The sequence below is a fragment of the Alteromonas sp. MTD1 genome, assembly GCF_042848195.1.
Classification (GTDB): domain Bacteria; phylum Pseudomonadota; class Gammaproteobacteria; order Enterobacterales; family Alteromonadaceae; genus Alteromonas.
On the sequence record NZ_BTGG01000005.1, the window covers coordinates 277,328 to 292,079 of the forward strand.

The following is a 14,752-nucleotide window of genomic DNA, read 5'->3' on the forward strand; positions in this document are numbered from 1 at the left end:
ATTAGGCGCGCACTTCGCACGCTAGCTTTATAAATTCTTCTACAAAGCCAAGAGCATCGTTCGTTTTTCTATGCCCAATATACAGAGTTTTAGGCAGTCCATGCTTACCTAGACGTCGATAGACAAGATTGGTATTATCATCCAGTTCGTCAATTAGCCAATTAGGTAGTGCCGTAACACCGCGATCTGCAGCTACCATTTGCAGAATAATTTCAGTTGTCTCAATGGTTTTGTGACGTTTTACCGAGCATTGCGCAGGCGTTAGAAATTGAGAAAACACATCTAACCGGCTTTGCTCTACTGGGTAAGTAATTAGTGTTTCATTGGCTAAGTCAGTGGGTGTGATAAATGGCTTGTCAGCCAATGTGTTCATTTTGTGCATGACTAATACTTGTTCATACTCAAAAACGGGTGTGTAAGTAATAGTATTAAGTTTTAATGGATCAGGGGTAAGTAGCAGGTCGATATCGTAACCGTGCAAAGCTTGAAGGCCACCAAATGAGAATGCGCGCATAACATCTACATCGACATCAGGGTAAGCTTTAAGGAAGGGCGCTACAACCTTCAGTAACCATTCAAAGCAAGGGTGGCATTCCATACCAATTCGCAATATACCTTGCTTACCTTCAGAGAAGCGCTTTAGCTGTTCCTCGGTATGTTCAAACTGAGGGAGTACACGGTCGGCCAGCGCCATCACACTATGCCCTGCTTGAGTTAAACGTAAGCGCCTGCCTTCTTTTTCCCACAGTGGCACATTGTATGTTGCCGCAAGCTTTTTAATTGCATGGCTTAGCGCCGACTGCGTTAGAAATAAGGATTTTGCGGCATCGGTAACGGTGCCTTGTGTCTGAATAGCTTTAACAATGCGTAGATGTTGTCGGTCAATCATTAGCATGAACAAAGTAAATGGTTTTAAGATAACTTAACACTTTTATTCATGCTTTGTTGTGCGTTATTTATTGCTGTTGGTCATAACTAAAACGTTTACGATATAGAGACGGCGGTAGAAAGACGTGCCTCTATTATTTCTTTCACAATAATTGATATTTCTCTAAACGTCTTTCTTCCAGGAGCCGTGTTTCTCCAAGCTAGAGCGTGTTGGCGCTCTATTGGTAAATCGGCAATTTCGCACACATGCAATGCTTCGGGTTTGTGCAATTCAGAGTGAATATAAAGCCCTGGTAAAAAGGCAACGCCCATTCCCATTACCACCATTTGGCGGAGTGTATCTAAACTGGTGCCCTCATAATCCCGTTGAAGATCTGCACCAATATCATCGCAAATGCGCTGTACCTGATGGTGGAAATGGTGTCGGTCTTCCAATGTGAGCACTTTTTCACCTTTTAGCTCTTCTGGTCTAACGTACGCTTTTCCTGCTAATTTGTGGTCAGATGGAATAACAAACTTAAGCGGCTCTTTGAAAAGGGGCTGCGTAATAAGTTGTGAGTTTTCACCCGATAAAGGTGCAAGAATAAGGTCGTATTCACCACGCAACAATCCATGCTGTAAGGCACTTGGTGCAGCTTCACGCACATAAAAACGTAGGCCTGGTTTGCGCTTGTGCAAATCGGGTAAAACAAAAGGCAACAAATAAGGGCCTAGTGTAGGTGGAATGCCTAAACGATAAGTCACAATGTCGCCTTCAGACAAATCTCGGGCAATTTCACTAAAGCGCTGTGTCGACTGCAGGACTTCTTCTGCTACCGACAATAACGCTTTCCCTTGAGGTGACAACAGTGTTCCGGTGCGCGAGCGCTCAAACAAGTTAATGCCCAACGTGGTTTCAAGGGCACTTATTTGACTGGTCAAAGTAGGCTGACTTATTCCCAGTATCCCAGCGGCTTGTCGAAAGCTTAAATATTTTGCCACTGCAACAAAGTACCTAATTTGGTTGATGGACGGGGTTTTACCGCTAAGTTGCATACAAGAATTTCCGAGATGTAGTTAGGCTGATAGCAAGTTTGTTAGCCACTTGATAGTAAATGGCTATCGCGAACTAGTATATTAAACTATTAATCTATCAAGTGACACTAAAGTATTAACATAATGATAAAAACTATTTAATTGGGAGCTATTAATGGATCACGTTATTTCCGCTGTAGCCAACCTCAAAGGGGCGAAGAAATATGGTCAAAATTAATCTATCTAATATTCGAGGCGATCTTACGGGTGGTTTAACCGCCGGTATCGTTGCTCTGCCACTCGCGCTTGCACTTGGTGTTGCTTCTGGTCTTGGCCCAATGGCCGGTCTGTATGGCGCTATTGCAGTAGGTTTCTTTGCCGCATTGTTTGGCGGTACACCTGCTCAGATATCTGGCCCTACTGGCCCAATGGTAGTTGTTCTTGCTGGTTTGTTTGCTAGTTTGTCGGGCGATGCAAGCCTTATTTTTACGGCGGTAATATTGGCCGGTATTTTCCAGATAGTGTTTGGTTTCTTAGGCGTGGGTCAATACATTCGCCTAGTCCCTTACCCGGTTATCTCAGGCTTCATGTCAGGTATCGGTGCCATCATTATTATTCTTCAAATTGGTCGTTTGTTGGGGCACGAGCCTCCGGGCGGCACAATTGGTGCACTTACATACCTTCCAACTGCGTTAGCTGATATCGACTTTATTACCCTTGCACTGGGCCTAGGAACCTTGGTTATTGCTTATAAGTGGCCACCTGTATTAGGTAAGTTTGTTCCTGGTGCACTTGCTGCATTAATCATTGGTACATTGGTTAGCTTAACATTATCAGTACCTGTACTAGGTGATATTCCAACAGGTCTTCCAAGTTTACATCTACCTGTGTTTGACCAAAGCAAAGCATTACTTATCTTAGAAGCTGCCTTTATACTTGCTGTTCTGGGCGCAATTGATAGCTTGCTGACATCGTTGGTTGCAGACAACATGACGCGCACACGTCACGACAGTAATAAAGAGCTTATCGGTCAGGGTATTGGTAATACTTTTGCGGGTTTAATTGGTGGTATCGCAGGTGCAGGTGCAACCATGCGTACCGTGGTTAATATCCGAAGCGGCGGTAAGTACAATATTTCTGGAATGACTCACGCATTGGTACTGCTAGCCATTGTGTTAGGCTTAAGCCCTCTTGCCGCTCAAATCCCTCACGCAGTACTTGCTGGTATCCTGGTTAAAGTAGGCTTAGATATTATTGATTGGAGCTACCTGAAACGCGCACACAAAGGTCCTCGCTGGGACTTCGCACTTATGCTAATGGTGCTTGGTCTTACTGTGTTCGTTGACCTGATTACTGCAGTTGGTGTGGGCGTTGTATTCGCTGCACTTGCTTACGTGAAGCAAATCGCAAAGCTTCAAATTGAAGAGCTTAATAAAATTCCAGAGTCATTGAATGATCCTGCTGAAAATGAGCTTCTTGAGTCGTTGAAAGGTAAAGTGTCTATCTTCAGCTTTGGCGGTCCGTTAAGTTTCGGTGCGGCAGCCGATTTAGGTCACCACGTGCGTGAGCGCGTGAAGCCAGGCTCTAAATTCACAATTCTAGATTTCTCTCGTGTACCGTTAATGGACGTGTCTGCAGCAATGGCGGTTGATACCGTAACCTCTGATGCCTTGGCTGCAGGTAGACAGTTATTAATCTGTGGTGCAAACGAAGAAGTAAATAAGGTGCTTGAAGGCGTTAATGAAGCGCATCCAGGTATTCCTAATTACGCAACGCTACACGAGGCATTGTTACATGCAAAAAAGCATGTAGCGGGGACTGAGAGCACACAAGCTCGCTTTCAAACCGCAGCGCAGTCTTAGAATTTGTTAAGTCTCAGACACTGAGCACTTAAATACGCCAGATACTAAAAAGCCCTCCAATTGGAGGGCTTTTTTATTGGTTTATAAAACTATTACCAAATGCGTACACGCTCTTCAGGAGGTAAGTACAGTGCATCACCTGGTTGTACATTAAATGCTTCGTACCACGCGTCGTGATTACGCGGTGCTTGTGCACGGTAGCGTCCCGGTGCGTGAGTACCAGCACGTAGTTGGTTAAGCATGCTTTGCTCGGTGCGCTTTTCTTTCCACACTTGTGCCCATGCCAAGAAGAAACGCTGATCGCCTGTTAAACCATCAATTACCGGTGCTTCTTCGCCGTTCAAGCTAAGCTTATAAGCGTGGTATGCCATTGCTAGACCACCCACATCACCAATATTTTCACCTAAGCTGTTTCGACCGTTTACGAAGTTACCTTCAATAGGCTCGTACTGGCTGTATTGCTCTGCAAGCATGTCCGCTTTTTCTTCAAATGCTGCACGGTCAGAGTCTGTCCACCAGTTACGCTGAATACCATTTGCATCAGACTTTGAACCTTGGTCATCGAATCCATGCCCCATTTCGTGGCCGATAACCGCACCAATGGCACCATAGTTTACAGCTGCATCAGCATTAGGATCGAAGAACGGAGGTTGTAAAATGGCTGCTGGGAATACAATTTCGTTAAACGAGCTATTGTAGTAGGCATTTACGCGCTGTGGTGTCATACCCCAACGATTGCGGTCAGTTTTCTCAAGTTCACGTTCAACGGATTGTGCTTGGAAGAATTCACGCAAACCTCTTACGTTGCCAATAAGGTCTTTGTCTGAGATTGATAGTCCTTCAAACGACTGCCATTCATCTGGATACCCAATTTTCGGGTTAAACGCCATTAGCTTTTCTTTTGCATTTACCTTGGTTTCTTCACCCATCCAATCAAGATTGTCGATGCGCTCACCTAATGCGGTACGAAGGTTTTCAACCAACTCTGCCATTTGTGCTTTAGAGCTTTCTGGGAAGTATTCGTTTACGTAAATTTTACCAATTGCGAAACCCAGCGATTCAGTGCCAGACATTTGGCTAACTGCACGCTTCCAGCGCGGGCGAGGCTCTTGCTGTCCGCTTAGCGTGCGGCCAAAGAAGTCGAAGTTAGCAAGGTAAATCTCTTCTGATAGCAAACCTGCGTTATTTGAAATTGTGTGATACTTCAAATAGGCCTTCCAGTCAGCTAGGTCGGCTTCATTGATAAGCTTAATAACTTCTTTCACTGGCTCAGGCTGTGTAATGTTAAGCGCTGGAACCTTATATCCTGTTTGTGCGAAATAGGTGTCCCAATCAAAACCCGGGTATTCGTCTGAAAGCTCACTACGGTCAATTTGGTTCAACGTTAAATCACGGTTACGACGCTTCTCACGTGGCCATTGTACTTCAGCAATTTGCGTTTCAAGTGCTAGGATGTTTGCCGCTTTCTCTGCCACATTTTCCACACCCGCAAAATTAAGCATTTGTTCGATATGGGCAACATAGGCGTTGCGAATATCTACGAAACGTTCAGCGTCGCTTAAGTAGTAATCACGGTCTGGAAGGCCTAAGCCACTTACGCCAACACTAAGCTGGTATTCGTTCGGATCTAGGCGGTTGTACCACATGCCGCCGGCAATAGGCGTTTTTGAGCCAACTAGCCAACTTTTGCCAAACGCTGCAGTAAGGTCTGTAGTATTTTCAATGCCATCTATAGACTGCAGTACATCATTAATTGGCGTAATGCCTTTCTCATTGATGGTGTCTGTGTCCATGTAGGCTACAAAAAAGTCATGTACAAGTTGCTCTTCGGCGTTTAATGATGTTTTTTCCAGTAAACCATCGATAATGTTTTTAACTTGCTCTTCACTGCGCTCAGCAAGCGCGGTAAATGCGCCAAAGCGAGTCTTATCGGCGGGTAGCTCATAGTTGTCATACCAGGTGCCGCTGGCATACATAAAGAAGTCATCGCCAGGTTTAACAGCTTCGTTGCGTGCTGATAAGTCTACACCGAATGATCCAAGCTCAGCTTCGCCTTTCACCTCAGGTGCTTCAACCTGTACCGTTTGATCTTTCGCCTGTTCAGGTTGACCGCAGCCAGCAAGGCCCAGTGATGCCGCTATAGCAACGGCAAGTAAGTTATATTTCATAGTTTTTCTCGTTGTGGTTATGCGTGTCGTCGTTAGGGTGTTTAACACGTGTTGTTTTTAATAAAGGCACGAATTCCTGATTAAACGGTAATGCATTCCGAGCCTGATTAAAATAGTTTGCAAGATGTTGTGTTTCTTGCTGTAAAAACTGCGCCACAGCATTGGCAAATGCTGGCTCAAAAAGCTGGTGGTTTGAATAACAATAGATAGGTTCAAAACCACGCAGTATTTTGTGCTCTCCCTGCGTGCCAGGATTAAAAAGAGGCAGCTTGTTGGCAATGGCAAATTCAATACCTTCAAAGTAGCAACAGGCAAAGTGTAAGCCGTCAATCTCTTTCAATGCGCCCCAATAACGACCGTACAAACCTGTTGTGTCGTAAAAGAATAGCGCGCTAGCGACAGGCTGCTGGTCTTGATGAGCAACAACAATAAGCATGTTATTACGCATAGTGTTGTGCAAACTGCTAAAGAAAGCATCGTTTAGGTACCCAGTATGTCCGCTTCGCTTTAAATAGGTGGCTTGGTAACATTCCAAGAAAAATGCGAGCGTGTCAGTTTGTATATCGTCACCGGTGTGATAGCTAAAATGAATACCAGCTTCTTGATGCTTACGTCGCAGCTTTTTGATGTCTTTACGTTTTCTTGATGTAAGTGCGCCAAGAAAATCGTCAAACTGCGAATAGTTATAGTTGTGCCACTGAAACTGCACCGCGTGTCGCACTAAATTTGTAGAATCTTGCGTTAAAAGCGCCTGTTGTTCTTGCGATGTAAATAGCCAGTGCATCGAAGAGAGCGCTTCGTCATATGTGGAGTTTGTGTGGGTTTGCAGCGTGTTGCTTATGTCGTTTAACAGCGCAGGCGTTACAAGGCCCTTATCGTGCGTAAGTAATCTAGCGCCAGTCACAGGGGTAAACGGTATAGCAGCAATCCATTTTGGGTAATACGATAAACCATGTTGGTGATAGGCGTTTGCCCATGCATGGTCGAAAACATACTCACCGTAGCTGTGTGTTTTCAGGTATCCAGGAATAGCTCCAACCATTTTATCATCGGAAAAAATAGCGACATGGCAAGGTTCCCAGCCTGTTTCACTATCACAGCAACCTGTTTGCTCAAGTGCATGTAAAAAATCATATTGAAGGAAAGGCCCTGCATCTTTCGCAAGGTGATTCCAATCAGATTTAGATACCTGCGATATCTGGCTAAAGGTGGCTATTCTATAATTCATGAAGTTCGCAAGGACGCTCTTTTGTAGCAAGATGAAAGCGGTAAAGCGTTGCGGTATGAACGCGAAATTCCAAAATCAAACTGATCTTGCTAATAACATCTGTAAAATACAGTAATACGTCATAATATTTAGAGTAAGTTCACACAAAATGTCAGAGTTTGATAGAAAAATCATTACCGACGCGATTACTCGCATGTTGGCACGACGAGAACATAGCTTTAACGAAATCGTGAGAAAGTTAAAGCAAAAGGGTATGCCAACGGAAGACTTTATCGGCATTCTAGAAGAGTTCAGAACAGCTGATATACAAAGCGATGCAAGGTTTGCCGAAAGTCGAGCAAGAGCGCTTTACCTTAAAGGGAAAGGGCCTAGAACCATAAAACTCGACCTGCAACAATACGGTGTTGATGAGTATTGCGCTCATCAAGCATTAGAAGAAATCGATGCTGATTGGTTTGAAAGTGCGAAGACGGTAAAAATTAAAAAGTTTGGCGAATTTTATGAGACCGACTATGCCGCTCGTCAAAAGCAAAAGCAGTTTCTGCAGTACCGCGGTTTTTATCAAGAGCACATTGACTATGCGGTAAGCAGCGACTAATTCAGTGAATATCTGCCATCACACATAATATATACGTCAAAATTATGCTAACGAGCGCTTGCTTGGTCTTAACAGAAACGCGCTTTCCATGGTATCGTTGCGCAAATCTGTGCATATAAAAGCACCCATATCCCTACTTGGATATTTTGGTGCACGCCCAGCATGGTTTTAATACATGTAAAACGCTACTCGCTAAAGCGATGCACACCCATTTAATAGAATAAAGGAAGTTAGGTTTTCAATGACATTATCAACTGCTGACTTGCGTAACAAGTTTATAGAATATTTCAAAAGTCATGGCCACCAAGCAGTGGCAAGTTCGTCACTGGTACCAGCAGATGATCCCACGCTTCTTTTTACTAACGCGGGCATGAATCAGTTTAAAGACACGTTTCTTGGCGCCGAAAAGCGCAGCTATACGCGTGCAGTGTCATCGCAGCGATGTGTTCGCGCAGGTGGTAAGCACAACGACCTTGAAAACGTTGGTTATACTGCCCGTCACCATACCTTTTTTGAAATGCTGGGCAATTTTAGCTTTGGTGATTATTTCAAAAAAGAGGCCATCGAATTTGCATGGACATTCTTGACCAAAGAAGTAGGTTTACCAAAAGAGAAGCTGTTAGTAACCGTATACTCGGAAGACGATGAAGCGTTCGATATATGGGAAAACCATATTGGTGTACCAAAAGAAAAAATTATCCGCATCAGTACATCGGATAACTTTTGGTCAATGGGTGATACCGGTCCTTGTGGTCCGTGTTCTGAAATCTTCTACGATCACGGCGAACACATTTGGGGTGGTCCTCCAGGAACGCCTGAAGAAGATGGCGATCGTTTTATCGAGATCTGGAACCTGGTATTTATGCAGTTTAACAAGCAAGCTGACGGTACCATGGAACCTCTTCCTAAACCTTCTATCGACACGGGAATGGGGCTAGAGCGTATTTCTGCTATCTTGCAAAACGTTCACAGTAACTATGAAATTGACCTGTTCCAAAACCTGATTAAATCTGCAGCATCTATTGTTGGCACCGATGATTTGGAAAATAAATCTCTTCGTGTTATCGCCGACCATATTCGTTCTTGTAGCTTCCTTATTTGCGACGGTGTTATGCCATCGAATGAGGGGCGCGGCTATGTATTACGCCGTATTATTCGTCGTGCAGTTCGCCACGGTTACAAAATGGGTGCAAACGACATTTTCTTCTACAAGTTGGTTGCCTCATTAGCAAAAGAAATGGGCGAAGCGTATCCAGAACTCGTAGACCAGTTGCCGGTAGTAGAAAAAGTATTACGCGTTGAAGAAGAGCAATTTAGCAAAACACTGGCTCGCGGTATGGCCATGCTAAACGACACGCTTGAAGGCTTGGAAGGCGACACTATACCCGGTGACGTAGTATTTAAACTTTATGATACCTACGGCTTTCCTACTGATCTGACTAACGATGTTGCGCGTGAGCACGAGCTTAAAATTGATGAAGAAGGCTTTGAGGCTGCGATGCAAGCGCAGCGCGCACGTGCTCAGCAAGCAAGTAACTTTGGTGCCGATTACAACAATAAGCTGGCGATTGAACACTCCACTGCGTTTACGGGTTATACCGACGTAGAGGGCCAAGCAAACGTGGTAGAGCTTATTGCTGATAACGCATTTGTAGACAGCCTAAGCGATGGTCAAGAAGGTGTAGTGGTGCTAGACAGTACGCCATTTTATGCTGAGAGCGGTGGCCAAGCGGGCGACAAAGGTGTTTTACGTGTAGCTAACGGTGAATTTATTGTTACAGACACGCAGAAAATGGGTAATGCTTTTGCACATAAAGGCGTTGTTAAAGGCTTAGTTTCGAAAGGCGACATTGCTACTGCGGCTATTGATGCGGAAAACCGCGAAGCCATCAAGAAAAACCACAGTGCAACGCACTTATTGCACGCTGCGCTTCGTGAAATATTAGGCGAGCATGTTACACAGAAAGGCTCACTGGTTGAGGCACCTCGCCTTCGCTTTGACTTCTCCCATTTTGAAGCAGTAACTGCACAGCAGCTTGCTGAAATAGAGCGTCGCGTTAACGAAGAGATTCGTGCAAACCACTCTCTTGCTACTGAATTGATGGAACTGGAAGAGGCGAAAGCGTCTGGTGCAATGGCACTATTTGGTGAAAAGTACGACGAGAAAGTGCGCGTTGTTACTATGGGGCCATTCTCAGTAGAGCTTTGCGGCGGTACTCACGTAACGCGCACAGGTGATATTGGCTTGTTTAAAATTACCAGTGAAGCAGGCATTGCATCTGGCGTAAGACGTATTGAAGCAGTAACCGGCGTACAGGCAATGAACGTAGTTCAAGCCCAGCAAGCGACGCTGTCTTCGTTATCTGCTTTACTAAAAACAGATAGTCAAAACGTAGTAGAACGCGTTACAGCATTACAAAATCAAACTAAAGAACTAGAAAAAGCGCTTAATTCTGCGAAACAAAAGCTGGCGAGTCAGCAGGGTGCTGATATGCTTAATAATGCAGTGGAAATAAATGGCGTTAAGGTTCTCGTTGCTAATTTAGAGGGTGTTGAAGCGAAGTCTTTACGCTCAATGATGGATGACATTAAAAACCGAATTGGCGAGGGTATCGTAGTACTAGGTGTTGCAGGCGATACAAAAGTAAACCTTATTGCTGGTGTTACGAAGAATCTAACATCAAAAGTGAAAGCGGGCGAATTAGTTAATTTTGTGGCTTCACAGGTTGGTGGTAAGGGCGGCGGCCGTCCAGATATGGCTCAAGCGGGTGGCGATAAGCCAGAAAGTCTCCCTGCTGCGCTAGATTCGGTTAACGCATGGTTGCAAGATAAGCTATAATTATTTTTGTGAATAACAGTGAGTTTTTGAAGTGACACAGAAACAGGGAATCACTGCCGCTTTTACGGGGTCGTGCCTGTAAAAGCAAAAGTAAAAGGATATGTTCATATATAAGGAACAGGAGCAAGCGAATGCTTATTTTGACTCGTCGAGTTGGTGAAACGCTTATGGTTGGTGACGACGTAACTGTCACTGTACTAGGTGTAAAAGGGAATCAGGTACGAATCGGTGTTAATGCACCAAAAGAAGTTTCTGTGCACCGTGAAGAAATATACATGCGCATTCAAGCAGAGAAAGGCGGTCAGCCTGGTACTGCTGAGTAATTGCATAATACTCTTCATTGGAAAGGTCAGCGAAAGCTGGCCTTTTTTGTTTCTAGTAAGCACTTCTGAAAAGTGGTGTTGAATAGACGCTATATTCACTACCTATTACAAGCGGAGTAAAAAATGCGGATGTGGCATTGTCTAAATCTCATAAATATGGCGCTTTTAGTTTCAATTTTTTATGTGAGAACGTGTCGTCTTTGAAAAAAACTAAAACAATTTTCAAATGAATTTATTTTTTTAAGGAATTTCGACGCACAAACACAAATTGCTGCTTAAACTTACAACAGAAAAGTGCAGTGTTTAATTAAGAAAACCCTAACTAATCAAAGATAAATTGTATGTTAGCTATACAAAACACCTCTTTTTTGAACGAATCGCATAAAAAGCCAGCGAGCGAACATTTTCTTTATAAAAAAGGTTTGACTCAAGGCCATGAATCCGTAAAATGCACCCCGCACTTACGGAGAGGTGGGTGAGTGGCTGAAACCAGTTCCCTGCTAAGGAACCATACGCATATACGCGTATCGAGGGTTCGAATCCCTCCCTCTCCGCCATTATTCGTTGGTAGTGGCGGTCAACAAAAAGTTTTTGCGCGTGTGTAGCTCAGCTGGATAGAGTACCTGGCTACGAACCAGGCGGTCGGAGGTTCGAATCCTTCCACACGCGCCACTTACTTTAAAGCGTCACCTTTCGATGTGAAAATCGGAAGTATACAAGTTAACGCGTGTGTAGCTCAGCTGGATAGAGTACCTGGCTACGAACCAGGCGGTCGGAGGTTCGAATCCTTCCACACGCGCCATATTAGAAAAACCCACCTCATTGAGGTGGGTTTTTTTATACCTCTGCAAAAATATCAATATTTCACAGGGTTGTATGAGCTCGCTGTAAGTGCTCCGGGCTTCGCCCTGTGCTTTCGACTAGTCACACGCTTTAGAATACTTACAGCATATTCTCTATTCAAAAAACGTCATATGATTTTAAAGCGTGTCGAAGAGGATATTGACGATTCCACTATTGTCTAAGCGCGTCGTTTAAAAAATAAACTAAACTTAATGTGAATCATGTAACTCTGCTGTATTCAAAGAGAGGTTTGTTATGACGCATCCAATAACCACGTTCCGATTTCTGGCTGAACCTACAGACGTCAATTTTGGTGGTAATGTACATGGCGGCATTGTTATGAAATGGATAGATCAAGCCGCGTATGCCTGTGCCGCACAGTGGTCAAAATGTTATTGTGTCACTGTGTCTGCAAATGGGATCCGTTTTATAAAACCAATAAAAGTAGGTCAACTTGTAGAAATCAACGCTTGTTTAGTACACACGGGTGCCTCCAGTATGCATATATATGTTGTCGTAAAAGCAGGAGACGCCACAGATGACAATATGAGCGTGTCTAATCGTTGTTTTATTACTTTCATGGCAGTCGATAAAGATGGAAACCCGAAGAACGTGCCCTCTTACGTTCCCGAGGATGAAATACATATGCAACTCGAGTTAGTGGCGATGCATGCTAAAGACTTTGCCAAAGAGCTCGACAACGATTTTACTAATAACATTGGGGTGCATTAAGCAAGCTACTTACGCTCATCATGTTACTACTTTGCTTGCTGCTTACGGCCTAAATTAATTCGCTTTTGATTTTTATTAAAAACGTAGTGATACTAGTTAAAGGTTAAATTTACAACATGGCTTAAAATGCATCCAGAATCCGTTACTAGCTTACTTTTAGAGGCCGGTTCACTTATGCTTATCGGAATGGTGTTTGTATTTTCATTCCTTGGTTTGCTTATTATTGGAATTCACCTTATTGCACGGTTTTGCGAAATATTTCCCGGTAACGTAGAAAACGTGAAAACAAGCTCAACAACTACGCCACAAGTCACTCGGTCAAGTGTTGACGGTAAAGTTATTGCAGCAATATCTGCAGCCATCCATACTCATCATAATTCAACTAAGTCTTAATTTCTCTTGGAGCAAACATGTCTAAGCCCCTAGCGTTAACCGAGTTAGTCCTGCGCGACGCTCATCAATCGTTATTAGCAACCCGTTTGCGAATTGAGGATATGCTGCCTATTGCGCAGCAACTTGATAAAGCTGGCTTTTGGTCAGTTGAATCGTGGGGCGGGGCAACATTTGATGCCTGTATTCGCTATCTTGGCGAAGACCCGTGGGAACGTATAAGAAAGCTAAAGGCTGCGATGCCCAATACCAAGCAGCAAATGCTGCTGCGAGGACAAAACTTGTTGGGGTATCGTCACTATGCAGACGATGTCGTAACTCGCTTTGTCGAACGTGCACACGATAACGGCGTAGATGTTTTTCGTATTTTCGATGCAATGAATGATGTACGAAATTTAAAAACAGCCATTAAAGCAACCATCGATACAGGTGCACATGCCCAAGGTACCATCTCTTATACGGTAAGCCCTGTCCATAACTTGAAATTATGGCTTGAAATGGCAAAGCAATTAGAAGATCTGGGTGTTCATTCTATTTGTATAAAAGATATGGCGGGTTTACTTAAGCCTTATGATTGTGAGGCGCTTATCACGGGTTTAAAAGAAACAGTTAACGTGCCAATAGCAATGCAATGCCACGCAACAACAGGGTTAAGTACTGCCACTTATCAAAAGGCCATTGATGCGGGTATTGATATGCTAGACACGGCTATTTCTCCAATGAGCATGACATACGGCCATACCGCAACAGAAACAATAGTGTCTATTGTTGAAGGTACCCAGCGGGATACGGGTATAGCATTAACTGAGTTAGAAGAGATAGCGAGCTATTTCCGTGGAGTTCGAAAAAAATACAGTAAGTTTGAAGGTAGCTTGAAAGGGGTAGATGCGCGTATTCTCGTTGCTCAAGTGCCAGGAGGCATGCTTACCAACATGGAAAGCCAGCTTAAAGAGCAAGGTGCACAAGATAAATTTGAAGATGTATTAAAAGAAATTCCGAGAGTGAGGGAAGATTTAGGCTTTATTCCGTTAGTAACACCAACTTCGCAAATTGTAGGCACGCAATCTGTGCTTAACGTGCTTACTGGCGAACGCTATAAAAGCATTACAAAAGAAACCGCTGGTGTTTTAAAAGGCGAATACGGCGCTACTGCAGCTCCGGTTAACAAAGCACTTCAAGACCGCGTACTAGACGGTGGCGAGCCGATTACATGCAGACCGGCAGACAACATTAAACCTGAAATTGAATCACTTAGCGCAGATCTGGATGCGTTGGCTGCCAAAAAAGGCATTGTGCTGTGCGATGAAAAAATTGATGACGTACTGACTTATGCGCTATTTCCTCAAATTGGCTTAAAGTTTCTAGAGAATCGAGGCAATCCGGATGCATTTGAGCCTGCGCCCAGAAACGACGATGATGCGAAAGCACAAACTAATGCACAAGCCTTGACAAACAAACACGCTGCTCAGACGCAAAGTGCAACAGGCACAGCAACGTACGACGTGAATGTAGATGGAAAGCTTTATCACGTTGAAGTCGCACCTTCAGGAACGCTGACGAGCGTTAAACCGGTATCTAACTCGGGTGCTTCTGCTGATAATACAGCAGTAAGTGTTGCACAAAACGAAGAAGCCCCTCAGGCAAATTCATCAGTGCAGAGCATTGATGCGCCGCTGGCAGGTAATGTATTTAAAGTCATGGTGCGTCAAGGTGATAACGTGCAAGAGGGTGATGTAGTAATGATTTTAGAAGCCATGAAAATGGAAACAGAAATTCGTTCTGCATTTAATGGAACGGTATCCGCCGTGATGGTAAGTGAGGGTGACGCGATTTCTAGTGGTCAGCCGCTTATTACATTGGGGTAGTG

The 14,752-nt window shown here is 44.1% G+C and carries 11 protein-coding genes and 3 tRNA genes; 10 read left to right on the forward strand and 4 right to left on the reverse strand.

Going from position 1 to position 14,752, the window contains the following annotated elements; genetic code table 11:
• Position 1: 1 nt before the first annotated feature.
• Both ACGHAV_RS08835 and ACGHAV_RS08840 read right to left on the reverse strand, forming a co-directional pair.
• Entirely contained in the window at positions 2 to 889 is an 888-nt protein-coding gene (locus tag ACGHAV_RS08835) for a LysR family transcriptional regulator (protein WP_390379234.1), read from the reverse strand.
• A gap of 95 nt (positions 890 to 984) precedes the next feature.
• A complete protein-coding gene (locus ACGHAV_RS08840; protein ID WP_390379237.1) occupies positions 985 to 1,923 on the reverse strand; it encodes a hydrogen peroxide-inducible genes activator in 939 nt (312 codons plus the stop codon).
• A gap of 203 nt (positions 1,924 to 2,126) precedes the next feature.
• On the opposite strand from ACGHAV_RS08840, the gene ACGHAV_RS08845 reads away from it, so the two are divergent.
• On the forward strand, positions 2,127 to 3,764 hold the full coding sequence (locus ACGHAV_RS08845) for a SulP family inorganic anion transporter (RefSeq protein ID WP_390379240.1): 1,638 nt from the start codon (positions 2,127 to 2,129) through the stop codon (positions 3,762 to 3,764).
• 92 nt (positions 3,765 to 3,856) lie between these two features.
• Here the strand turns inward: ACGHAV_RS08845 and ACGHAV_RS08850 are convergent, their stop codons facing one another.
• Entirely contained in the window at positions 3,857 to 5,932 is a 2,076-nt protein-coding gene (locus tag ACGHAV_RS08850) for a M13 family metallopeptidase (protein ID WP_390379243.1), read from the reverse strand.
• A complete protein-coding gene (locus tag ACGHAV_RS08855; protein WP_390379246.1) occupies positions 5,922 to 7,160 on the reverse strand; it encodes a GNAT family N-acetyltransferase in 1,239 nt (412 codons plus the stop codon). Before ACGHAV_RS08855 ends, ACGHAV_RS08850 begins: the two co-directional genes overlap by 11 nt.
• Positions 7,161 to 7,308: 148 nt before the next feature.
• Between ACGHAV_RS08855 and ACGHAV_RS08860 the strand changes: the two genes are divergently transcribed.
• From ACGHAV_RS08860 to oadA, 9 genes are all read left to right on the forward strand, one after another.
• Positions 7,309 to 7,758 (forward strand): regulatory protein RecX, encoded by a 450-nt coding sequence (locus tag ACGHAV_RS08860; RefSeq protein WP_390379249.1) that lies wholly within the window; start codon positions 7,309 to 7,311, stop codon positions 7,756 to 7,758.
• Positions 7,759 to 7,999: 241 nt separating this feature from the next.
• The gene (gene alaS / locus ACGHAV_RS08865) at positions 8,000 to 10,597 is read left to right on the forward strand and encodes an alanine--tRNA ligase (RefSeq protein WP_390379252.1); all 2,598 of its coding nucleotides are present in this window, start codon (positions 8,000 to 8,002) and stop codon (positions 10,595 to 10,597) included.
• Positions 10,598 to 10,728: 131 nt separating this feature from the next.
• Positions 10,729 to 10,920 (forward strand): carbon storage regulator CsrA, encoded by a 192-nt coding sequence (gene csrA / locus ACGHAV_RS08870; RefSeq protein ID WP_013785064.1) that lies wholly within the window; start codon positions 10,729 to 10,731, stop codon positions 10,918 to 10,920.
• Positions 10,921 to 11,385: 465 nt separating this feature from the next.
• Positions 11,386 to 11,477 (forward strand) — tRNA-Ser (locus ACGHAV_RS08875).
• A gap of 38 nt (positions 11,478 to 11,515) precedes the next feature.
• Positions 11,516 to 11,592 (forward strand) — tRNA-Arg (locus tag ACGHAV_RS08880).
• Positions 11,593 to 11,645: 53 nt separating this feature from the next.
• Positions 11,646 to 11,722, forward strand: a tRNA-Arg gene (locus tag ACGHAV_RS08885).
• A gap of 296 nt (positions 11,723 to 12,018) precedes the next feature.
• Complete coding sequence (locus ACGHAV_RS08890; protein WP_390379256.1) at positions 12,019 to 12,495, forward strand: acyl-CoA thioesterase; 477 nt, start codon at positions 12,019 to 12,021, stop codon at positions 12,493 to 12,495.
• Between the two features lie 126 nt (positions 12,496 to 12,621).
• Positions 12,622 to 12,888, forward strand: coding sequence for an OadG family protein (locus tag ACGHAV_RS08895; protein WP_390379259.1), 267 nt, complete (start codon positions 12,622 to 12,624; stop codon positions 12,886 to 12,888).
• Positions 12,889 to 12,905: 17 nt separating this feature from the next.
• Positions 12,906 to 14,750 (forward strand): sodium-extruding oxaloacetate decarboxylase subunit alpha, encoded by a 1,845-nt coding sequence (gene oadA / locus ACGHAV_RS08900; RefSeq protein ID WP_390379262.1) that lies wholly within the window; start codon positions 12,906 to 12,908, stop codon positions 14,748 to 14,750.
• The last annotated feature ends 2 nt before the right edge of the window (positions 14,751 to 14,752 follow it).